Origin of the sequence: Marinomonas phycocola (assembly GCF_047525455.1) — a bacterium.
GTDB lineage: Bacteria > Pseudomonadota > Gammaproteobacteria > Pseudomonadales > Marinomonadaceae > Marinomonas.
Window position 1 is genome coordinate 89,852 of sequence record NZ_JBLIXL010000008.1, and the last position, 21,566, is coordinate 111,417.

The window sequence follows — 21,566 nt, forward strand, 5'->3', positions numbered from 1 at the left end:
AATTTATCTGGTAGCACACTAAATCATATACTCATTGATACCTCTGAATATAAGTAAAGAAGCAATAAACAAAAATCCACAACCACTAACCATATTTATATTTATTCTTTGAGTTGAGTCTCTATTGAAAATATAAAAAGCAAGGAGTGCATAAAGCATAATGAAAAAGGCATCTAATAAAATAAAAATAAAACCATATACAGTTGATTGAATGGCTATATTTAAAGTGGGATCAATAAAGCTAGGGAATAATGCAATAAAAAATATTATAGATTTTGGATTTGTCACACAAGCTACAAAACCACTAGATATCGCAGGAAAGAAGCCTGTAGGAGCTAAACTTGCATCAGTTACTATAGTCGGGGCACGGAAGGCTATATAACTTAAATAAAGGATATAGCCACCGCCCATAATTTGCAAATGTGGTAGATAAGATAACGCATATTCAAGTAGCAATTTCAAACCTGCTGTTGCTATCAGTATTTGCAAGAATGTCCCTACAGCGTCACCAATAACAACAAGAACAGCCGCTTTTGGTCCGTATCTCACAGCTTGGCTTGATGCCAATGCAACTGTAGACCCTGGTGTTAAAACTATAACTGCTGTAGCAAGTAAAAAACCACTTAAATAGGTTAAATTTAGCACTACTATGTTCCCTTATATTGATAATAAAGCGTGCTTTTTAAAGTTGGGGGTAAAAGGTATTATCTCTACCCTCAAAACTTTAATAAACAATAAAGAAGCATACATAATAATGTGATAAAAAATAAATTCAATGTGCAAAAACTACTTGTAAGCATGAGCTAGTTTCATACCTAAGGAAATAGTATTACTTAAATGATTTTTAATAATAGGAAAACACACTTCCCTAAACCAAATATGCTCGGGGTCATCGTTGTGTTTAGCGTGCCATAATAAGTAATAATGATGAGGTGCAATATCCAATGGTAATGCTTTAATGCTTAAATCACATCGTTGAGAGAAATCAGCAGCTATATGCAATGGAATGGTTAATAAAGAATCTGTTTCCAACAATAGCTCAATTGCGGCTTGAAAAAAGGGCGCGCTAACAACAATTTTTCGACTTAAACCCTTATCAGCTAATGCATTATCAACAGGGCTATTTTTATCCCCTCCTCCACTAATTAAGATATGTCGGCTGTTGATATAATCATTAAGATCCATATTATTTTGAAATGCAGGATGTTCCTTTCTACATACAACTACTAACTTATCTTCGGCCATTCTTTTACCGTATAAATTTTCAGGAACTGCATCAGCGATAGTTGTCACTAAATCTATATTATGATCAGTAAAACTTGTTAAACTATCTTTCTGCCATAAAAGAAATTCCACACTTACATTTGGTGCTTCCGCTTCCATACTATTGAAAATTAAAGGGAGTAACGCTTGAGCGACATAATCACTTGAGGAGAATATAAATTTACGGCTGCATTCATTCATAACCATTGACTCAGGAGCATATAAATTGTCAATCTGCTGAATAAGCATAGGTAGATTTTGTCTAAGCTTTTCACCTTTCGGTGTCAATATAAATTGGTTCGCTTCTCTCACAATAATTTTATCATTAAATGCAATTCTAAGCTGACCTAGTGTTTTACTCATAGCCGACTGAGTTACATTTAGTTGATTAGCCGATTCAGTCAAATTAAGAGTTTTGAGTATTGAAACTAAAGCAGGTAATAATTTATAGTTGTTCAAAATAACACCCTAATACTAATGAAATTTTATCCGTGTACTCTACTTTATATCAGGATTTAATTTATTGATATTCATGTTTTTCTATCAAAAACCATGTAATGGCCAAATAACCCTGAGGTAATCAAAGACATATATGGACTACCCCGGAGTGTTCATATATGGCTCGGAGGTCGATCCAACGCCTGATATATCCATAATTTTCTGATTGGAATAGTGTTCTTCTATCCTTATTTGACGGTTTCTCTGAAAGACTGAGTCTTAGTAGACTTATTCGCACCTTCCCTAGCATATTCACACTTTTGTTTGGGTATGTAACTTTGTCGTTCTTTTCGGGTTTTAATCGTCAGGATCTGATTCCTATATTTAGATAAATTGTAGGCTATAGACCCCTACAAAATCATTAAACCATTACAATCTCAAATTAGTCCATGCTTTAAAGTCGAAAATATCCGTAATTACACGACTTCAGCTGCTTTGAATAAAAGCATGATTTTGGGCAATTTTATTGCTTTGATTCGTAGTAAAATAGAATTCCTGTGGGATTAAAGCCTTATCCGCACCATAAAATGCCTATAAAAAATAACCTATTAAACCCGTGATGCATTTATTAGATTACAATGTTCCTAAATGATTCAACCATTGAATAATAGTCAGTGAGGCTATTTTAGTGAGCATTCTTCGACTGATTCCTCCAAACGATTTAGCGTAGTTACGGTGAATCATAAACTGATCACATAATTGAAAAAACAACGTTTCAATCCGTTTTCTAGCCTTACGATAATGGCTAGGAAACGCTTTAAAATTGAGCTGTTTTTGCGCATGGGTGTTTTTAAATTAATCAAAGAGTGCTCAAACAAATAATGTTGCTATTGCTGACTTAAATACCCTTTATCACCCACTAAAACACAGTTCTTCAGCCCCTCTTGAATGTCGTTCAAATAATGAATGTCATGCAGTGAAGACTTTGATATATCGAATATTTTTAGAATTCCATCAGGCGTACAAACGGCATGAAGTTTGTACCCAAAATACCGTTTTTCTTGGGCTGCGCAGTAACTTTACTTCGATTCGCTCGACTTAGTCGACACACTTCTAGTGGCATACTGTCCACAATATAAAGATCACTTTCAGGGCAAATTTCGTGAACAATACTTTGCCTAAGTTCTTCCAATTTAAAGCTAAGTTTTCGAACTCTTCTGTTATAAACGGAGCGTTCAATACGTCCAATGACTTCTGGAGGCAACTGTTTAAAAAGAAAATGTTCAGAATCAATACCCAAACATTCTGCCGCTAAACTTAAGGCCAACAGCTCTTTATCGGTGAGTTTTGGCAACCTGATTTGATTCAAAAAATTGTCAATCGGCTCAAGGGAGTGCAGTAAAGTTAAAATTTTGTTATAAACAGTCTGTAAGTTACTCATCGTATTACCATTTTTCTAGATAATTAATGATAATCTCTTATTGAGGGTGAGTAACTTACTCCTTTCACCTTATTTTCCAAATGCACCACGGGTAATAGGTATCTTTATAGAGAGCCTTTCTCTGGTTAGTTAGACGTTGTTCTCGGGCGTATTTTCAATAACTCTGCGATTTGTTAACCACAAGTTGACTATGAAATTAACCGCTCTGCTGTTCTTTTTGAATCAGGTAAAAAATCAAACTTAACCGAACATATCAATACACCAATCGCGGCAAAAAATAGACCAGCAACAATCGCTAATGTCATCACCTCGCCTAATAGCAAGACGGCAAAAAGTGAAGCAACAATGGGAATCAATGCAAAAAATAATGACGCTAGATCTGCACCGATATTGCGAGTCGCTACGGCTGTCATAAAGATTGCAAGCACACCGGGAACAATCCCTTGAAAAGTACCATGAAAGATCAAATCATTGGCACTGAGTTGCCACAATGACGTGTCTGTAAATGCCCACCAGTAAGGCACAAAAACCAAGCCATTAAGAAAGGTACACGCCATTAAACTTTGGGTGACTGTAATCTTCCACTTATCCGCAAAAATCATATACACAACAAAAGATGTAATCCCGCCAAGAGCCATCATGTTACCTGTCCAAGCGGTCATATTCAGCCCCTTCATAATGTCTTCATAGCCAATAGCCGCAATACCTAATATGATAAAACTAGCACCAATCAATTGATTTTTATTGATTTTTTTCGATAACAATACATACCCAACCAACGCGGTCATCACAGGTGCCATACCATAAACAAATACACTAAAATGCGTGATCGATGTACGCTCAAGCCCTCCATAGGCTAACAAACTATGCGGCACACCACCAAAGAATCCCAGTATCAAATATTGTTTCCAAGAGAGTCCTTTCCATGCGTTAAAGTAGATCAGGAAAGGCGCAACTAGAAGCCCTCCAACCAACAACCTTAAAGCCATTAAATCCAGTACTTCCATATCCGCTTTCAGTCCAACTTTAGTAGCAATAGACCAGCTTGCCCAAGTTAAGGTAACACCCAGTCCGGCAGCAAGGCCAATTAACCTTGTTCTGTTCATGCAACACCTCTCACGTTTTCAATGTTGACAATATGCCATGAACAAAGCAACAATCAAAACAACACTTTTTAATCAACTTGTTAAGTTTTACTTACCCTCTATGATTTTAAATCGATTGCATGTTTTTAAATCACTTTATGAATGTGGCAGCACCGCCAAAGCAGCGGAATCTCTGCACGTTACCCGCTCAGCAATCAGCCAGAATTTAACAAAATTGGAATCTGAGCTAGGCGCGAGTTTGTTTACTCGAACACCAAAAGGATTAAACCCAACCTCCATTGCTCATGAATTGGCTGATTCCTTGTCACCACTGTTAAATGAGATTACAGAAACCGTAAACAGCATCAAATCCAATCAGTCTATCAATGCTGGGATGCTGAATATAGGTGCACCGCCTGCATCTGGGGCATTCCACATGCCAAAGATCATTGAGGCCTACAACAAAATCAATCCAAATGTAGAGATAAATCTCACGCTAGCCGATTCACACTCCTTGAGTGAGCTTGTCTTATCAGGAAAACTGGATCTAGCCATTATTGACGTATTTGGCGGTGTCAGCTTACAAAGAGAATTTCATGCGTTTTGTCATAGAGAGCCATTAATAGACGAATACATTGTCATGCTGTGCTCTGCAAATTATTACCACGAACATATAAAAGGTGACGTATCCTTTGAGTGCTTATCCAAACAAGATTTTCTTTCTTTAAGAAAGGATTCCATGGACATCAAGAGCTGGTTTCATTATCAATTCAACAAGACTCCTCTCTCTTTAAAAAAGAAACTCACGACGGCACACGGACTCACAATTTTAGAATGCGCTCATAGGGATTTAGGGCTGTTTGTTTCTGGAAGTATTGTGACGCAAAACTACGTCAATCAAGGAGAATTCATCGAAATTACACCTCATTCTAGAGGTGAACCAAATCACATTAATATCATTCAACTCTTGGACAAAAAACAAAGAATCATTGAAAAAGAATTCATTAAGCTCCTGAAATACTACGCAAAAACCCAATGGATTAAGGGGCTATAGAATAAGGTAATACGTTATAGTTCGGTGAAGTGCTTTTTATAGGCAAAACTGACACTTATAAAAATCCGTTATGTCATCTTTAGCATTAGGCTTTACGTATTCCCAACCAAAGCGTTTATAATGATTGATTGCCCGTTTATTTGTTCGGCTAACCAATAGCATCGCACTTTTACAACCATTAGAAATTAACGTTTGAATAATAAAGCTCTGAGCGAGTCCTGCTATCCCTAGACCTCGGTATTTAGGCACAATATACACTAAATGAACGTAACCCATTTCAGGCAAATCTGAAAATGATCTAAATTCCAACTGCCCTATAATTTCATTCCCACACAACATATGAATGTAATGCCAATTACTCTCATTTATTCGTTGACGCATTTGCGTTTCATAGCCATTAATAGACGCTTCATAACCAACATAAGTATTAAAACTGCAAAAATGAGCATCACGTCGAAAGGCTAAACAACGTGAGAAATTCACGTCAACATCAATCGGTTCAAATTTAATATCCATAAAATTTCCTACTCGTCCGTACTTTCCACAAGGTTGGCGTAAAATCCTCCCTGTAAAACCAGCGAGTCATGTGTTCCTTTTTCAATAATCTCGCCTTGATCCAGTACGATAATCTGATCTGAATGTTGAATCGTACTGAGTCTATGGGCGATGGCGATGACCGTTTTTTCAGCAAACACATGATCAATCGCCCGTTGGATCATATTCTCCGTCACAGAGTCTACGGAGCTGGTGGCTTCATCCAGCAACACAAGATCGCTGCCGCTGGCCATCGCACGGGCAAAAGCAACTAACTGTGCTTGCCCTGCGGATAAATTACTGCCGTTTTCTGCTAATACAAATTGATACCCATTGGGCAGCTTTTCAATAAATTCATCGGCATAGACGTATTTAGCGGCAGCTTTTATAGCTTCCTCGCTTATGCCTTCCCGTTGTAAACCAATATTAAAAGCCAAACTTTCATTGAATAAATACACCTCTTGTTGCATTAACGAAAAGAAGTTATTTACCCATTTTTTAGGAATCTCTCTGAGCTCAAGACCATTTAGCTTAATGCTACCTTCGTAATCATTATAAGTTTTTGTTAGCAATCGTAAAATGGTTGATTTTCCAGAGCCTGTGCTGCCAACTAAGGCTATTTTATCGCCTTTATTTAATGAAAAGGTCACCCCTTTTAAAACATAAGGCCCCGTCGGGCTGTATCGAAAGCGAACCTGATCAAACTCCAAAGAAACAAACGATTTGAGCTGTTCATTCATGAACTTGATTTGAGATGACGATAAGTGCGCCTCATCATTATCGGTTTCTAATGGTTGATTATAAAGCGTTTGAATATTACTCAACGCCGCTAACGCTCGTTGAATAGAAGCAATTTGCGATGTAAAGTCCCTCACAGGCACAAAAATTTTATCCAACGTTTGAATAAAACCAATTAACACACCAACAGATAATGCAGCGGCTAAAATTTCATGGGCACCGTACCAGATAATCAAACCCATACTAATGGTCGTGATGCCTTCGATAATTGAAAACAAACTCGCATCTATTAAATTGGATCGTGATTGAAAGCGAAAAAAAGCATTGGTAAAAGTAGCAAAACGAGACTGGGACTCTTTTTCAGCATTGTAAAGTTGTACGGTTTTAATCCCCTGTAAACTTTCTTGCAAGTAACCCGTACTCTGAGAAAGCACTTTACGCGACTCAAGCTGAGAGTCATGTAATAGCTTCCTTAAAACGGAGGTAATCCAATAAATAGGCGGGGCAATAATTAAAGTGACAAGCGTGAGCTGCCAACTAATGGTTGCAAGGAAAATCAACAACGCTGTAGTAATCAACACATCTCGAACCATGGCTAATAAACCCGAAGCAAGCGATTCATTGATGGCTTCTAAATCACTGGTTAGGCGCGTTAACACCGAACCCATTGGGGTCTTATCAAAATAACTACGGGGAAAATTCAACACTCGATTAAACATGTTTATTCGCATATCGCGCATTGTGTAAAGCGCAGCTTTTTGAATAAAGTAAGAGTAGCTCGAACTGGCAATGTAGTTTGCCACCAGCACAAGAGAAATCAACAACAGCCAAAGAGGCATTCCTTCCCATTTTTGCTCCGTCAGTTGTTTATCAACGATTTGAATAATCAGCCAAGGAAACGCGATACTACAAAAAATTGAAATTGGAATCGGCAATAGCCCCAAAAAGTACAGCTTTTTATACGGAGCCATAAAAGGCAAGAACTGCTGCCAATATTCTTTTAACGTCAGTTTTTTATCTTGAGGCTCAGCAATAGGCGTGCTGCCAGAGGTAGAATCTAGGTTATTACTCAACGAGGAGGTACTCTTTACTTTAGGCATTTTTTTCTTCCTCTCCTGATGTTCCCGTTTGAAGAAATTGCCACGTTTCACGATATAAATCCGAAGACATTAGTAATTCGTCATGGCTACCTGATGCGGTAATTTCACCGTCTTCCAATAATAGAATTTTATCCACTCGCTCTAATACCGCCTGACGATGCGAGACAATCAAACAACTGTCAGCTTGAGTATGATTAAAGATTTGATCCAATAAAAACCGTTCCGTTTCGTTATCCACAGCAGAAAGAACATTGTCTAGCACCATCAATTTTGCGGGTGTATACATGCCTCTCGCTAAGCTAATACGTTGTTTCTGCCCTCCTGATAACAAAATCCCCTTCTCTCCCACTAATGTTTGAATGCCTTCTGGGAAGGTTTTTACTTCTTTTTCCATCGCGCTTTGTTGCAATACTTCCTGCATAGAGAGAGATGTTTCAGATTGACTAGAGCCAAATTCGATATTGTTTTTTAATGTATCAGAGAATAAAAAAGGTTCTTGTGTAATCGTCCTTACGGCAGAACGAAGTTCATGACGAGACAATTTGGTTACGTCAAAACCATCAATAAAAATACTGTTTTCAGGCACATCATAAAAACGATTTAGACAATTAACCAATGTAGACTTACCACTACCAACACGGCCTAAAATAGCCACTTTTTCACCGGGTTTGATGTCAAAGGAGATGTTTTTTAAAGCAAATTCACTTTTAACCATATCGTTTTGAACAACATCATTTTTAACCACACCATTATGTAAGTCCTTTTGATTCGTAGATTCCGTTGTTTTTGGGTAACTAAAATTCAAATTCCTAATTTGTAAGCCCTTCGAGAAAAGTAGCTCTTGCTTAAACGATGCTTTTTCGGATTCTGACAACGTGTTTTCATCTACTATAGTTTGATTCAAAATACGGCCCATGCTTTTTAAGCTAACCATACCCATTTGAACGGTAGAAATTAAACGGCCTAATGACATGAATGGCATCGCCAATAACGTTGCATAAGCAAGGAAAGCAGTAATGTCTCCTAAAGAAAGCTCTGATTGAACCAAATACCAGCCTCCGACACCTAAAATAATAATTTTTAGCACCGATTCGGTAAACTCTAAAACAGGCATAATAAAGGTGCGAATACGCAACTGCTGCAATGAAACATCTAAGATATCTTCGTTACTTTGATCAAACCGCTTCAACGCCCAAGATTGAATACCACTGCTTTTTATCACTTCAACGCCGTTTAAAAAGTTTACAGTTTGAGAGGATAACACCTGCAGGTGACGCATTCTTTGTGACATCAACTTGCGCATGGTCGCAATGGCATAGTTCACAATTAAAAACGCCACCAACACAGGAGCAAGACAATACAACATCAAACTGGGAGAAATTTGCCACATCTTTATTGGCGTCATTGAAAGTGTGAAAAAGATGTTAAATACGTTCATCATGCCGACTCCCGCCATGGCACGTATTCCATTAATGTCGTTGTTCACAATCGATATTAATCCACCTACAGGGTTTGAACGGTAAAATCGTTGCTGGGATTGAGTCAGTATTTTAAAAGCATCGTTTTTAAAGTCTTTTTCCACCAGCCGACCAGGATTAAAGAACAACATTCGAGAAGCCGTACGGGTTAACAACACACACAATGCGAACGCAATAACCCAGTAAATTTTCTCAATAAGCTGTTCATAATCTCCATCACCCGATTCGCCAAGTAAATCAATGCTTTCTCCCAGATAAACAGGGATGGTTACCGCCAACAAGTTGGTTATAAAAAGGCACACAACACCCAATAAATAGGAGTACTTATGTTGCAGCGCATAAGAAAGAAATAAGCGTAATTCGTTCAAAATAATACAACCAGCATTGTAAAAAACAGAAAGCACATGAGTATACACACTCTCAGTATGAGAAAGATGAATCAAATAATAATTTTGATGTAATTAAATATAAATAAGGTGGAAGGGTTTTGATCTAGACAAGAGGCATTTTTTGACTCTTCGAAGAAAAAGAAGAGATAGGTAATCGAGGTGCTCTTAATGCGCTTTATTCTGAATAAGGTTACCGCTTTCGGCATGTCACACAGAAAAGAGCTAATTAATAACGGCAACCAAAAACCGCTATTAATCCTTAGGGAAGGTGCGAATAAGTCTACTAAGACTCAGGCTTTTATCCACATGCTAAGACAAGAGGACTTATTCGCACCTTCCCTAGGTACCAACAATATATTGGTCGATTTTTATTTTACTCAGATGTAATGATATAACAGCGGTTAGCAGAAAAGTGAGCATTAATACGGCATAATTCAATGGCTTTCTTTTGCGCTTTTAGCTCGGTCTTAGCCATTGCACCGCCCAAGATACCTGAAAGGTTGCCTGCTAAAGCTTTATGGCCTTTTTGCTTTTGATAATAATCATAGTGCGCGACGTCAGGATAACCAATGACTTCTTTTGGATACTTACTTAGATCAACAACCTCAGCTTGAGTGCCTTCAATCAATTCAATTTCACAACCAGTACGAACATTTGCATAGGCATGACATAGCCTTAATGCTTCTGATATCGCCAGTGATCGAGTTAATTTTTCATCTGAAAAACCGGTCGCTTTTATTTTCCCTTGTTTTCGATAGGTAGCAAATGCTTTATGACCGTTTTGCTGTGTGTATTGTCTAAACTCCCCTGCAACCCACGGAATCGTTTGTAGATCCTGCTTAAGAGCGTCAGAAATAGAAACCGAAGTAACCTCGAAGTCTTGAAACACTTTGGGAGAATTCATAGATATACATCCAATCAATGCACTGTTAATTAATACACCGCTGATTACTAAAATTATCTTATTCATTTGTCGTCCTTGTTATTCCCTAGAAACTACGATTGAGATTCATGTCCCGATTAGTTAAATTTAACGTTAATCACGGTTAATGAAAAGACCAAAACGCCTTTTTTCTGGATGTTTACAAAAACTTATTATGCGCGACCTATTATCCGTACGCTCTTATTCAAAAGCCATTCGCCAGCATAAACATGCTTATCACCAATTGGTGCTGCCGTTACAAGGGTTTATCGAGATTACGTTAGATAACAACCCTTTAAACGTTAGAATAGGAGAATGTTGTGTCATTAGTAAGAATCAAACGCACTCTTTTCAAGCGGATGAAAAATCTCGCTTTATTGTTGCAGATTTAGATGAGTTGCCTCTAAATTTTGCACATCAAGACATAGCGCTCTTTTCTATTTCGCCACCTCTAAAATCTTATTTGTATTTTCTCGATACTCAACTTCAACATTTGGCAAACAAAGAATTAGAGAACCATTGCTTGGCCTTATTCAAACGTTTGCTAGAAAATCAAAATCTAGATCATCAAAAAGACAAACGCATCGAAAAAGTGCTCCATGAAATTCATAAAGAATTAAACAAAAAATGGACACTGGCTCAATTAGCAGACATCGCTTGTTTAAGTTTGAGTCAATTCAAGTCTGTTTTTCAGCACAATATGAAAATGCCTCCTATGCAATATCTAATCAAAGTTCGTATGGAAAAAGCGCATGCGCTATTAGTTCATACGGACACTCCGCTTGCTATTATTGCAGAGCAAGTCGGTTATAACGATGCCTCTACATTTGGTAAACGCTTTGCTCACTATTTTGGTCAGCCTCCTCTTACGTATGCAAAATCTCATACCTAATCATTACGGCTTTACGTGAACTAAAATCGGCTTTTTGGCCTATTTTGAAAATTGTCGCAAATTAGAATGGTTCTATTCATTTTTGTTGAACCCAATAGAGGAGCATTCTCATGTCAACTTACCTAGGTATTGTCGCATTACTGCTTTGGGGGCTACTGGCATTATTAGGAACCCTAACCATAGAGATACCCGCATTCCAGCTGTTGTCTATGTGCTTTTTTATTTCCGCACTTATCATGGTGTTAAAAAGAGCCTATCAAAGAAAGCCTTTGTTTACTCGCCCAAGCTTAACAAGAACACAATGGATCCTTGGTGTAGCTGGGTTATTCGGCTTTCATTTTTGTTATTTTATGGCGTTAAAATTTGCGTCAGCGATAGAAGTTAGCCTCATTGTGTATTCATGGCCATTATTGTTAACCCTATTTGTTTCAACACGACAGACTCGTCTTAGCGCACTGATTGGTGGCTTATTAGGTTTTTTAGGCATTGCATTTATCGTGCTAAAAGACAATCAAATCGGCTTTGATCAGAAATACGTCTGGGGTTATTTACTCTCTATGGCGTGTGCTTGTATCTGGTCAAGCTACTCATGGTTTTTAACAGGATCAAAAAACGATGTGGAAGACGTAGGCTGGCTTTCTTTAGCGGTATCAGCTTTGGCTTTTGCATCACACCTGCACTTTGAAACAGGCTACTGGGAGTTAACATGGCAACAGTGGGTAGGGGTAATTCTGCTGGGGTTAGGGCCTGTTGGTGGCGCATTCTATCTATGGGATATCGGGCTAAAGTACGGCAATAAAGCGCTGCTTGCCTCTCTCAGCTTTAGTACGCCAGTGCTGTCCTCTTTTATCTTATCTGCGGCAGGGCTGAACCTTTGGTCATACAATATTGTGGTGGCGATGACATTGATTGCGGTGGGTGCTGTCATTGCCAACAAAAATTTATTCGGTTTTTTACAACTACGACTTACTCAATAAAGGCCAAATCCAGTTATTCTCGATGTACCCTCTTTAGTATTTATTTATCGAGTAGCAGAAAAGCTCCGAGCAATCGCACAGGTTGCCTTTGGGTTTTTCTGTTTTTGCAATACCAGTTCGGGTGTTGTTCCATGAATTTGTTGCACACCATAGAGCGCCGCAGACTCCGCAACACCATACACACCTGTGACTTGATACACATAATCGGATCGGCTGTTTAGCAAAGGTTCCATTTTACTTAACGCTTCAGCATCCCAAGTCACAAAAGGCTTTTTCAATTTTTCACACAAACGAATCAAATTCACTTCGTCTGATTTAATGGAAATACTGTGAATGCTATCCACTTGATCAAGTGTTAAATTTGCTTGCAATAAACAGTCGGATAATAAATTTTCCAGATAGTCTAGAGGACAATTCCGTTCACATCCCATGCCAACCGCGTACACAGGGTTTACATACGGTTTGGCGGTTGTGATAACACAAGTCGCTGAAAGTAATTGGCTGATTTCTTTTGCCCAATCATTTGCGCCTCCCTCATGACCAGACAATAAAGGAATAACAAACGCCCCCATTTCATCCATCACCAGTACCGGTGGATCTTGAAATTTACTTTGTAAAACCGGAGCCAATGTCCGCACAACGATTCCCGTTGCACAAATAAAAATAAGCCTCTCTTTTGCTAGAAACGCCTCTTGTATTTTTTGCGCAAAAGGCCGAGGTTTGAACCACACAGAAGCGTTGCTTAACGAAAGTGCTAAGCGCTCAGCGAGCTCTAAACCTTGCTCGGTTAACGCAATAATTCGAATCATCTTATCGTCTATTCAGACAAATCTTTACGTTTACTTGCTGTACGAGTGACAACAAACAAAGAAAAGTATGGGCCAGCTTCATTCGCCAATTCAGATACATCCGTACAAATGTATTCATTCTCTCGACCAATGTACTCAAGATATTGAGCATCACCAAGACGTTGTGTAGAGGCCAACAAAGATAAAATACGAGGACGTTCACGTCCAGCTTTCATAATCACAACCGAGTCGTGTTGAGATAATGCTTGCTCAATTTGGCTGTCTGTATGTCTTCCACTTACCACCGAAAAGGATTCTTTCAACATGGTTAGTGGGTGTTTTAACGCCGATGCGGCTGCGTGTATGGAAGATACTCCCGGCACCACCTCACATTCATAGGTCGATCCAAGGCGTTCCATTAAATAGGAAAAAGAACCGAAAAAGAGCGGGTCACCTTCGCATAAAAACACCACATCGAACCCTTTATCTAACTCTTTTCGAATCGCGAATGATCCTGCATCATACGCTAAATTTGCGGCATTTCTGTCCATCGACATAGGCATCAAAATACCAATTTGTTCTTGATCGTGATCAATGGATTCAAAGGCTTCGGCGGCAATGTGTTTTGCCTGAGATACGCCGTCTGGATTCGTTAGATAGCTCACCACTTTCGCAGATTGAATCAAACGAAATGCTTTTAATGTCAGCAGTTCTGGATCACCAGGGCCTACACCCACGCCAATAAACCGACCTTTCACAGAATTCTGTTTAGTCGATTGACCAATTGCATCAGATAGAGGCAGATCCCCTTCCCCATGCTCGGTTTCACCAACACCTAAACTCAATTGCAATGCAGTAATATCAGTAGGGCTTAACTCAGATAGACTCAACTCTGGCACAACAGCTCCTTATCGCTTTCTAAATTGAAACAGGGTAACAGGGAGTGTGGGACGATACACTCTTTGATTCGCTAATACACTTTCTTTAGCCACAGACAGCTGTAGTGATGTTGATTCTGCACGGGTTTTCTCCTTTGAAGACACCTGCTCGGAAAAATCCAGTAAAGTACGCTTTGAGTCCTCTGTTACAGACGTCGCGACCAATATTCCCCCAAGAGGCAACCGTTGCCACGCAATAGACAAAACTTCATTTAGACGCCCATCACTTCCACCAACAAACACTCTATTGGGATTTGGCAGTTCAAACAAGCTTTCAGGCGCACTCTCAGGCACAATTGTCATATTAGAGACGCCAAAGCGGGTTTTATTAGCATGCAAACAGGTTAAACGCTCATCATGATGCTCAATAGAGTACACTTTCGCTGTTGCGTGCCAGTAGCTCATTTCAATAGACACGCCTCCACAACCGGCTCCAATATCCCAGACGGTATCTTCAGGATCAATTTGCATATAAGACAAAATGGCGATACGAATATCACGCTTGGTGAGCATGCCTTTGCCTTCCGCTTTATCCGTCAAAAAGTGCTCATCTTGAATACCAATTGACGATGGATAAAAACTCACTTGGGATGATGTCTCTAAAACAACCACATTTAAAGCCGAAAAACCCGTTTGAGAATCAGCAAGAGAACCCGCTTCAAACGAACTGATGGTCTGGTTCTCATACCCTAAATTTTCACATACTGTTAACGCAGATTGATCCAACCCAGCCAAAACACATTCTTGAGCAATCGCTTGTGGTGAACTTATCGTATCCGTTAACAAAACCAAGGCTCTATTCGGTTGAAGGTAACGTCTTAAGTTTGTTAACGGTCGACCATGTAAACTGACCACAGTGACGTCCTGTAACGACAAACCCAATGCATGACAAGCCGCTTGCACACTGGATACCGCAGGGTAAAAATGCAATACAGAAAAATCAAACCGTTGGCGAAACCAACGACCAATGCCAAAATACAAAGGGTCTCCAGATGCTAATACAACCAAATTCTGCACACTCGCCTCTTCAAGTTCCGTTATGACTTGAAGCAAGTTTTTTAAACCGGGTAAGAGACGAATTTGAGCATCGGCTGTGAAGCGTGACACAACATCCAATTGACGCTCGGAGCCCATAATACAGTCTGCATTCAATAGCGCCATTTGCGCTGTGGAATCAATAACCGCTTCTTGCTGAACCCCCAAACCGATAATGTGGACAGCCAATAGAGAGCTCATTAATAATATTCCCCACGATTACAGCGCAGTAACGCATTGCAACTTGCTGAGGTCACCGCACTGCCACCCCAACGTCCCAATAAAGTGATGCACTCAATACCTAATGTTTCATGCGCTTGCCAAAGAGCCTCTTTTGACTCTACGGCTCCCACAAACCCTACAGGCATACCAATAATAAGAGCAGGTTTAGCGGTCCCTTGCTGAATCATTTCTAATAATCGAAACAGTGCGGTTGGGGCATTGCCTATCACAACAATGCTACCTTCAAGAGAAGACTCCCAAAGCCTTAATGCCGCCATAGAGCGAGTTTCCCCTCGTGCTTTTGCCAACTCGGGGGTTCTTGAGTCATTCAAAAAACATAAAGGCTCTTTTTCAATCATGCGTTTGGTAATGCCTTGTTTGACCATTTCAACATCACATAAAATATCGCAATGATTAGCCAGTGCATCCCGACCAAACTGGCAAGCGTTACGACTAAACCGCACAGAATCGGCGACCTCTGGCAACCCCATACTGTGAACAATTCGCATCACAACTTGCTGTTCGTCTTTTGAAAAAGAAGATAAGTCCGTCAGATTGCGTATCTGTCGAAAACTGTCTACTTCAATGGTTTGGGGGTTAATTTCATAAGAAAAGCTCACTGTTGGGCGGCTCCAATCATTTGGTTATTTTTCTGCGAAAATGCCTCTATACAAGCAGACACACAACGATCAACATCATGAAACTCACGTTCGGCTATTAACAATGTCGGACGACGTTGCAAATACACTGGCAACCCCTTATCTCTTGCAACGTCTAATTTAGCAGAAGTTGATTTTCCACCGCTATTTTTACTCACAATGACATCAATTTGATATTGCTCTATCAAATCCGCTTCGTCCTCGTATTGAAATGGTCCAATTGCTTTTAACCAAGTGACGTTGCCAGGAATATCAAACTTTGGTGCGACCGCTGTTCGCCAATAGATGCGCTCAATACTCTCTAAATCCGCCAAGTCCCACAAGCGCTCAGAATCAATTTGACCCGAACTCAATAAAGGCCGTTGGAAGCCTTTCAAAATACCAGGTAAATCTATATCACTGTGATACTCAGACCAATTATCCCCAGATACGGCACTCCATAATGGTCTATTCATGCGCCAGCAAGGAATATTCAACTCTTTTGCTACCAACACCGCTTTATTGCTCATATTTTGTGCATAAGGGTGTGTTATATCCACAATGGCTTTAATCGAGTTCTGCTGAATGTAGTGTGACAAGCCACCTCTTTTTGAGAACCCACCAACCAAAAGCTCACAGTCTACCCTCGGAACACGGACTAAACCCGCAATACTATACACAATTTTCAAACCCGCTTGATGTAACGCATCCGCGGCATAACGAGCATCGGCCGTCCCACCTAACAATAAAATGGTCATTTATTTTCCCTTATTACTTTTACAGGCGATCCAACACGCACGGTATTAGAAGGACGATTTTTTGTCACGACACCACCCGCACCTATGACAACATTATCTCCCATTGTGACGCTGGGACAGATTGTCACATTGGCACCAAACCAAACATGATTGCCCACACTAATGGGCTTAGCGAACTCTAGACCAGATGTGATCTTGCCCACGTCTAGCAAGGTGCAGCCATGATTAATGTAAAAACCTTTTCCAAATAAAATGTTATAACCGTAATCACAATAAAAAGGTGACTCTATCCAAGCGTCTTCAGTCATATAAAAAAGCGATTTAATAATCATTTATTGAACATCGGACTGTGTGGGTGATGTTTGATTAAGTTGAAAACAAAGTTCTTTTGCCTGCACTCTGTCCTGCGTTAACTTTGCATCCCAAGGTAGGTACATCTCACCTGAGAGCATTTTCTTTTGTTCAGTTTTCATCTCACTCTCCTGTTTTCTTATTATCAATAGCCGCGTCACTTTTAGCGTATCCAACGAAGTTGCCTTTGCGATCAATTGCCAAAACATCCAACTCAATATGTTCAGGGATCCAGTGACGCGCAAATGCCAGAGCGTACTGACAAATGGTATTTCCTAGAGGGATGTTTTCGGCTTGGCAAAGGGATAAGGCTTGAGTCGATGTGTTTGCTAAACGAATACGCTCAACAAGGGCGTCGTTGGCACCTTGCGCTTTGGCAATGTCTGACAATACGTGTAAATCGATACTGGATGCTCGGCTGTTTAAATCCATATTCCCTGCCGCCAATTTGGTCATTTTACCAAACCCACCGCAGAAGCTGATTTTCATCAGTTTGGGGTCTTGCGCCTCTCCTTTTTTAACGTGCTTCAATACGGCTCCCACAAAGTCCCCCATTTCGATCAGAGCCATGTCAGGCAAATCATAATGCGTTTGAATCGCGGCTTCACTGGCATTGCCCGTGGTGGCAGCAATGTGCTTAATACCATTGGATTTGGCCACATCAATACCTTGATGAATGGATGCTATGTACGCTGCACACGAAAAGGGCCGAACTATTCCGGTGGTGCCTAAAATTGACAGCCCGCCTAAAATACCCAATCGAGGGTTCATGGTTTTTAGTGCAATATTTTCTCCGTCTTCCACGCCAACAGAGACCGAAAAACCACCAGTGTATTTATATTGCTTTGCCAGTGATTCAAGGTGCTCTCGCATCATTTTTCTTGGAACAGGATTAATTGCAGGTTCACCAACATCCAATGGCAATCCTGAACGCGTCACCGTCCCAACACCTTGAGCGGCTAAAAAATGCACACCTGCCTCTTGAATAAAAGCCAACTCAACAAACACCGTCGCGCCATGAGTCGCATCAGGGTCATCTCCGGCATCTTTAATCGTAGCCGCTCTAACGACAGTCCCTTGAAGCAACACAGAGTCAATATCTAGCTGTACCAACGCCCCTTTAGGTAGAAGCACTTCGACCTTTTTTAAGGAATGACCAGTAAATAATTTCTTCGCAGCCGCCACACAACACGCAGTAGCACAACAGCCTGTTGTCAAGCCTGTGCGTAATGCTTTTGGTGTATCGCTACTTTCAGGCCACATACAAATAATGCCTTAAAATCAAACTTTCGCAGCTGCTGAAAAGAGGTTAGCAATCGCGGTTAAATTGGATGGAAAGTACAAGTGCAAATAACTGGCGGTTAACCCTTTTTCTTGAAAAATAGGCTCTCCGGGCGCTGGGTGTCGCTGCCGTCTGCCATACCCGATTGGATCAGGTGTATTGTCACTCCGAGAACGATGGTGGGCATGTGCACGCACCTCACCTTGAGGCAGACACGCCGTTTGCATCCCTTGGCAACCACGCTTTCCTCGCATTGCCCCTTGACCGGATAAGATGCCCAACATAGGAAAAGTATCGCCTTCTAAGTCCGTCAGAGTGTCTAAGCTATAGAGCAATCCGCCACATTCCGACAAAATCGGTTTTCCAGACTCATAGAAATGCCTAATATCTTGCATTATAGACAAGTTTTCAGACAAGGCTTGTGTATGCAATTCCGGATATCCCCCCGGAAACCACAACCCATCCACATCAGGTAAGTGAGCATCTTTCAGCGGAGAAAAGAAGACACAACGAGCCCCTAATGATTCTAAAGCCATCACATTGGTATCATAAATAAAGCTAAACGCCGCATCTTTGGCAATACCAATCACCTTATCTGCAAGTAATGGCTCGATGATTTCAGGCTTCGTTTCAGCTGGATAAAAAGGAATAGCATCAGGGAGCGTTAATAACCCTATGTCTTGTGTGTTTTGCAGCCATTGCGTTGCCGTATTAAAACGAACTTCTAACTCTTCTTTGACCTCATCCGCTTGCACTAAACCTAAATGGCGTTCAGGCAAACTTACTTCATCATCACGCTTTAAACTCGACAGTAAGGGCAAGGTTTTAGGTAATGCATCACGAATGAGTTGTGCGTGTCGCTCACTGCCACAGCGGTTAGCAATCACCCCTGCAACCATTACATCCGATCGATACGTCGCTAAACCATGAGCAATAGCTGCGGCGGTTTGCGCCATGCCTTTTACATCCATAACAATCACTAATGGAATGCCAAATCGGGCGGCTAAATCCGCACTGGATGGCTCGCCATCAAACATGCCCATAGCCCCTTCCACCAGGATTAAATCCGCTGTTTTAGCCGCTTCATATAAGCTGTTTTGACAATGTTCTTCACCTGCCATCCACATGTCTAATGGCTCTACAGGTTGTCCTGATGCTTGCGCCAAGATCAGTGGGTCTAAGTAATCAGGCCCTGTTTTAAAAACACGAACTACTTTGCCCTGCATCGTGAAATAACGAGCTAGCGCAGCGGTAATAGTCGTTTTACCTTGATTCGACGCCGGAGCAGTCAGAAAAAGAGCAGGGCAATAAATAGGAGGTGCCGTAGACATGCATTAAGCCTCTAATAGAAAGTATTGAGCACCGATACGTTGAGCAAGTTGCTCTGCACGGCCTCGTTTTACAGGAGTTACTTCCGTATCTAACACACTACAGGGTGATGGAAGTTCTGCACGCAAAGACTCCAAGGAAGTTCGACCATCGGTCACAACATACACATGACTTTGTAGATCAGGCTGCTGATATTGCCATTGTCTGAGTTGCTCACTGGCTTTGGTTAATGCCTCTTGCAAAGGCGTACCGCCACCCGCTTGTATAGACTGTAGTTGTTTTAAAAGATCTTTAGGTGCTCTCATTCTCGGTAACAACGAGATCACTTGATTGTTACCAAAACCCAAAATGGCAATGTGTTCTCGACGTAAATACGCTTGTTGTGCAATGGATAGAATCGCTTCTTTTCCGCGATTCAAAAATGCCTGCCCAACCGTCGAAGCCGATGTGTCTAATAAAATAAAATGCAACATGGCTTTACCTAATTTACGTGGCTGATATTGCATTTTTTTAGGTGGCCATTCATGGCTGTTTTTAATCAATGTCGCAAACCAATCTATTGCTTTACCATGATAGTTAGCCGTTGGCTTTTGACCTGCTGAGGCCATTCCCTGATTTTTGCCTGCGAACTGCTTTTCATTCAGGAAAGAAGAACGAGAAGGCTTATTAACAGGTGGCTTACTGTTTTTAATGAAATCTATAGAAGACAAAGAAACTCGCTCGCTTTCAAAAGAGTGTGGCGACATTGACCCCCAATCGCCTTCATTTTGAGTATTATCATTTTCTCCATTTTGGTTATTATCAAGAGATTCTCCTTTTAAATTACTTGGTAACTCATGTGATGAATCTGTTGATTTTTGCGATATCTGGCTGGATGGAGGTTGCCTGCTTTCGGGGGGACGCTTATTGGGTGTGTTCTTTTTTGGCTCATTGTTTCTTGAGTTATTAGCACTAGGAGGTGGCGCTTGACGGCGATGAGACAACACTAACTCTTCTACTTTTTCGATGTCTTGCAAATTAACTTCGAGCGAACCACGCCAAGCACAATGAGCCATTGCAGCACGTATCCAGACAATGTCTGCACGCACACCATCCACATTGGCTAAATGACAACGCTGAGCAATCTCCATGCGCATTTGATCTTGGCAAATAACCTTAGACAGTTGAGTTCGTGCTACCTGAATGCTTTGCTTCAGGTTTTTCTGTTTAAAGCGAAACGCGTCACAGAATTCAGAAGGATTGTTATCAAACTTTTCTCTTAATTGAACAATTTGAATTCGCTCTTCAAGAGTATAATGATTCGTTAATTGAACCATCAAACCAAACCGATCTTGCAGCTGAGGTCTTAATTCCCCTTCATCAGGGTTCATGGTGCCGATTAACAAAAACTTCGCGTCATGTTCATGGCTAATGCCATCACGCTCAACACGATTAACGCCACTGGCCGCAACATCCAAAAGTTGATCAACGAGATTATCAGCAAGTAGGTTCACTTCATCTACGTACAACACACCACCATGGGCTTTACTTAATAATCCAGGATGAAACGCCACGTGTTTGTCTTGCAACACTTGCTGTAAATCCAATGTACCTAATAAACGTTCTTCGCTGGCACCTAAAGGAAGAGTGACAAAAGCTGGGGACTGGTCTGTGTAGTCTTCAAGTAATGGGTCTTGTGACAAAGCATCTTTTAAAACAGAGTCTTTTGGCAAAATCCCCGCCACACCTCTTGCTAAAGTCGACTTGGCAGAACCTCTAGGACCACTTACCAAAACGCCCCCTATTAGTGGATTCACTGCTGACAAAATAAGCGCCAATTTAAATTGTTCCTGCCCAGCTACGGCAGAAAAAGGGAACTCTTTACGTTTAGAAAGTACCATCATTAACCTTTTACACTGCAACATCCGTTGCTTT

General features: G+C 40.6%; 21 protein-coding genes and 1 pseudogene. 4 read left to right on the plus strand and 18 right to left on the minus strand.

Annotation, left to right across the window (positions count from 1 at the left end; all coding sequences use genetic code 11):
• Positions 1-18: 18 nt before the first annotated feature.
• From ACMUMJ_RS08165 to ACMUMJ_RS08180, 4 genes and pseudogenes are all read right to left on the minus strand, one after another.
• A complete protein-coding gene (locus ACMUMJ_RS08165) occupies positions 19-645 on the minus strand; it encodes a LysE family translocator (RefSeq protein WP_414678326.1) in 627 nt (208 codons plus the stop codon).
• A gap of 141 nt (positions 646-786) precedes the next feature.
• Positions 787-1,722 carry a LysR family transcriptional regulator gene (locus ACMUMJ_RS08170; protein ID WP_414678327.1) on the minus strand — a complete coding sequence of 312 codons (936 nt, stop codon included), beginning with the start codon at positions 1,720-1,722 and terminating at the stop codon, positions 787-789.
• Positions 1,723-2,334: 612 nt separating this feature from the next.
• Positions 2,335-3,142: pseudogene (locus tag ACMUMJ_RS08175) on the minus strand (IS982 family transposase).
• Positions 3,143-3,330: 188 nt separating this feature from the next.
• A complete protein-coding gene (locus ACMUMJ_RS08180) occupies positions 3,331-4,248 on the minus strand; it encodes a DMT family transporter (protein ID WP_414678328.1) in 918 nt (305 codons plus the stop codon).
• Between the two features lie 37 nt (positions 4,249-4,285).
• Here ACMUMJ_RS08180 and ACMUMJ_RS08185 point away from each other — a divergent pair, with 37 nt between their 5' ends.
• On the plus strand, positions 4,286-5,281 hold the full coding sequence (locus ACMUMJ_RS08185; RefSeq protein ID WP_414678329.1) for a LysR family transcriptional regulator: 996 nt from the start codon (positions 4,286-4,288) through the stop codon (positions 5,279-5,281).
• A gap of 36 nt (positions 5,282-5,317) precedes the next feature.
• On the opposite strand, the gene ACMUMJ_RS08190 is transcribed toward ACMUMJ_RS08185, so the two are convergent.
• The 3 genes from ACMUMJ_RS08190 to ACMUMJ_RS08200 are packed head-to-tail and all read right to left on the minus strand — an operon-like array spanning position 5,318 to position 9,499.
• On the minus strand, positions 5,318-5,797 hold the full coding sequence (locus ACMUMJ_RS08190) for a GNAT family N-acetyltransferase (RefSeq protein ID WP_414678330.1): 480 nt from the start codon (positions 5,795-5,797) through the stop codon (positions 5,318-5,320).
• Between the two features lie 8 nt (positions 5,798-5,805).
• Complete coding sequence (locus ACMUMJ_RS08195; protein ID WP_414678331.1) at positions 5,806-7,653, minus strand: ABC transporter ATP-binding protein; 1,848 nt, start codon at positions 7,651-7,653, stop codon at positions 5,806-5,808.
• Positions 7,646-9,499 carry an ABC transporter ATP-binding protein gene (locus ACMUMJ_RS08200; protein ID WP_414678332.1) on the minus strand — a complete coding sequence of 618 codons (1,854 nt, stop codon included), beginning with the start codon at positions 9,497-9,499 and terminating at the stop codon, positions 7,646-7,648. The genes ACMUMJ_RS08195 and ACMUMJ_RS08200 overlap by 8 nt, the downstream gene beginning before the upstream one ends.
• A 189-nt stretch (positions 9,500-9,688) precedes the next feature.
• Here ACMUMJ_RS08200 and ACMUMJ_RS08205 point away from each other — a divergent pair, with 189 nt between their 5' ends.
• Positions 9,689-9,907 (plus strand): hypothetical protein, encoded by a 219-nt coding sequence (locus ACMUMJ_RS08205; RefSeq protein ID WP_414678334.1) that lies wholly within the window; start codon positions 9,689-9,691, stop codon positions 9,905-9,907.
• Here the strand turns inward: ACMUMJ_RS08205 and ACMUMJ_RS08210 are convergent.
• Positions 9,894-10,490 carry a hypothetical protein gene (locus tag ACMUMJ_RS08210; RefSeq protein ID WP_414678335.1) on the minus strand — a complete coding sequence of 199 codons (597 nt, stop codon included), beginning with the start codon at positions 10,488-10,490 and terminating at the stop codon, positions 9,894-9,896. The two genes, ACMUMJ_RS08205 and ACMUMJ_RS08210, sit on opposite strands and share 14 nt — an antisense overlap.
• Before the next feature lie 127 nt (positions 10,491-10,617).
• Here ACMUMJ_RS08210 and ACMUMJ_RS08215 point away from each other — a divergent pair, with 127 nt between their 5' ends.
• Both ACMUMJ_RS08215 and ACMUMJ_RS08220 read left to right on the plus strand, forming a co-directional pair.
• On the plus strand, positions 10,618-11,334 hold the full coding sequence (locus ACMUMJ_RS08215) for an AraC family transcriptional regulator (RefSeq protein WP_414678336.1): 717 nt from the start codon (positions 10,618-10,620) through the stop codon (positions 11,332-11,334).
• Between the two features lie 110 nt (positions 11,335-11,444).
• Complete coding sequence (locus ACMUMJ_RS08220) at positions 11,445-12,311, plus strand: DMT family transporter (RefSeq protein ID WP_414678337.1); 867 nt, start codon at positions 11,445-11,447, stop codon at positions 12,309-12,311.
• A gap of 44 nt (positions 12,312-12,355) precedes the next feature.
• Here ACMUMJ_RS08220 and ACMUMJ_RS08225 read toward each other — a convergent pair whose 3' ends face one another.
• The 10 genes from ACMUMJ_RS08225 to ACMUMJ_RS08270 form a co-directional block, all read right to left on the minus strand.
• Entirely contained in the window at positions 12,356-13,120 is a 765-nt protein-coding gene (locus tag ACMUMJ_RS08225) for a cobalt-precorrin 5A hydrolase (RefSeq protein WP_414678338.1), read from the minus strand.
• An 8-nt stretch (positions 13,121-13,128) separates the two neighbouring features.
• The gene (gene cobI / locus ACMUMJ_RS08230) at positions 13,129-13,884 is read right to left on the minus strand and encodes a precorrin-2 C(20)-methyltransferase (RefSeq protein WP_414678389.1); all 756 of its coding nucleotides are present in this window, start codon (positions 13,882-13,884) and stop codon (positions 13,129-13,131) included.
• Positions 13,885-14,007: 123 nt separating this feature from the next.
• Positions 14,008-15,273, minus strand: a complete 1,266-nt coding sequence (gene cbiE / locus ACMUMJ_RS08235) for a precorrin-6y C5,15-methyltransferase (decarboxylating) subunit CbiE (RefSeq protein WP_414678339.1) — start codon at positions 15,271-15,273, stop codon at positions 14,008-14,010.
• Positions 15,273-15,914 (minus strand): precorrin-8X methylmutase, encoded by a 642-nt coding sequence (locus ACMUMJ_RS08240; protein WP_414678340.1) that lies wholly within the window; start codon positions 15,912-15,914, stop codon positions 15,273-15,275. Before ACMUMJ_RS08240 ends, cbiE begins: the two co-directional genes overlap by 1 nt.
• Positions 15,911-16,690, minus strand: a complete 780-nt coding sequence (locus ACMUMJ_RS08245) for a precorrin-6A/cobalt-precorrin-6A reductase (RefSeq protein WP_414678341.1) — start codon at positions 16,688-16,690, stop codon at positions 15,911-15,913. The genes ACMUMJ_RS08240 and ACMUMJ_RS08245 overlap by 4 nt, the downstream gene beginning before the upstream one ends.
• The gene (locus ACMUMJ_RS08250; RefSeq protein ID WP_414678342.1) at positions 16,687-17,022 is read right to left on the minus strand and encodes a DapH/DapD/GlmU-related protein; all 336 of its coding nucleotides are present in this window, start codon (positions 17,020-17,022) and stop codon (positions 16,687-16,689) included. The genes ACMUMJ_RS08245 and ACMUMJ_RS08250 overlap by 4 nt, the downstream gene beginning before the upstream one ends.
• Positions 17,023-17,163 carry a maltose acetyltransferase domain-containing protein gene (locus tag ACMUMJ_RS08255; RefSeq protein ID WP_414678343.1) on the minus strand — a complete coding sequence of 47 codons (141 nt, stop codon included), beginning with the start codon at positions 17,161-17,163 and terminating at the stop codon, positions 17,023-17,025.
• Position 17,164: 1 nt separating this feature from the next.
• Positions 17,165-18,304, minus strand: a complete 1,140-nt coding sequence (locus tag ACMUMJ_RS08260) for a cobalt-precorrin-5B (C(1))-methyltransferase (protein ID WP_414678345.1) — start codon at positions 18,302-18,304, stop codon at positions 17,165-17,167.
• An 18-nt stretch (positions 18,305-18,322) separates the two neighbouring features.
• Positions 18,323-19,654 (minus strand): cobyrinic acid a,c-diamide synthase CobB, encoded by a 1,332-nt coding sequence (locus tag ACMUMJ_RS08265; RefSeq protein WP_414678346.1) that lies wholly within the window; start codon positions 19,652-19,654, stop codon positions 18,323-18,325.
• Positions 19,655-19,657: 3 nt separating this feature from the next.
• The gene (locus tag ACMUMJ_RS08270; protein WP_414678347.1) at positions 19,658-21,556 is read right to left on the minus strand and encodes an ATP-binding protein; all 1,899 of its coding nucleotides are present in this window, start codon (positions 21,554-21,556) and stop codon (positions 19,658-19,660) included.
• Between the last annotated feature and the right edge of the window lie 10 nt (positions 21,557-21,566).

What these genes read in the sequence shown, in the direction of transcription:
- ACMUMJ_RS08210 (WP_414678335.1), bottom strand. Translation starts at nt 10,490, where the DNA reads ATGAATAAGATAATTTTAGTAATCAGCGGTGTATTAATTAACAGTGCA.
- ACMUMJ_RS08215 (WP_414678336.1), top strand. Translation starts at nt 10,618, where the DNA reads ATGCGCGACCTATTATCCGTACGCTCTTATTCAAAAGCCATTCGCCAG.
- ACMUMJ_RS08255 (WP_414678343.1), bottom strand. Translation starts at nt 17,163, where the DNA reads ATGAAAACTGAACAAAAGAAAATGCTCTCAGGTGAGATGTACCTACCT.
- ACMUMJ_RS08245 (WP_414678341.1), bottom strand. Translation starts at nt 16,690, where the DNA reads ATGACCATTTTATTGTTAGGTGGGACGGCCGATGCTCGTTATGCCGCG.
- ACMUMJ_RS08185 (WP_414678329.1), top strand. Translation starts at nt 4,286, where the DNA reads ATGAACAAAGCAACAATCAAAACAACACTTTTTAATCAACTTGTTAAG.
- ACMUMJ_RS08260 (WP_414678345.1), bottom strand. Translation starts at nt 18,304, where the DNA reads ATGTGGCCTGAAAGTAGCGATACACCAAAAGCATTACGCACAGGCTTG.
- ACMUMJ_RS08225 (WP_414678338.1), bottom strand. Translation starts at nt 13,120, where the DNA reads ATGATTCGAATTATTGCGTTAACCGAGCAAGGTTTAGAGCTCGCTGAG.
- cbiE (WP_414678339.1), bottom strand. Translation starts at nt 15,273, where the DNA reads ATGAGCTCTCTATTGGCTGTCCACATTATCGGTTTGGGGGTTCAGCAA.
- ACMUMJ_RS08220 (WP_414678337.1), top strand. Translation starts at nt 11,445, where the DNA reads ATGTCAACTTACCTAGGTATTGTCGCATTACTGCTTTGGGGGCTACTG.
- ACMUMJ_RS08195 (WP_414678331.1), bottom strand. Translation starts at nt 7,653, where the DNA reads ATGCCTAAAGTAAAGAGTACCTCCTCGTTGAGTAATAACCTAGATTCT.
- ACMUMJ_RS08250 (WP_414678342.1), bottom strand. Translation starts at nt 17,022, where the DNA reads ATGATTATTAAATCGCTTTTTTATATGACTGAAGACGCTTGGATAGAG.
- ACMUMJ_RS08270 (WP_414678347.1), bottom strand. Translation starts at nt 21,556, where the DNA reads ATGTTGCAGTGTAAAAGGTTAATGATGGTACTTTCTAAACGTAAAGAG.
- ACMUMJ_RS08190 (WP_414678330.1), bottom strand. Translation starts at nt 5,797, where the DNA reads ATGGATATTAAATTTGAACCGATTGATGTTGACGTGAATTTCTCACGT.
- ACMUMJ_RS08205 (WP_414678334.1), top strand. Translation starts at nt 9,689, where the DNA reads ATGCGCTTTATTCTGAATAAGGTTACCGCTTTCGGCATGTCACACAGA.
- ACMUMJ_RS08265 (WP_414678346.1), bottom strand. Translation starts at nt 19,654, where the DNA reads ATGTCTACGGCACCTCCTATTTATTGCCCTGCTCTTTTTCTGACTGCT.
- ACMUMJ_RS08180 (WP_414678328.1), bottom strand. Translation starts at nt 4,248, where the DNA reads ATGAACAGAACAAGGTTAATTGGCCTTGCTGCCGGACTGGGTGTTACC.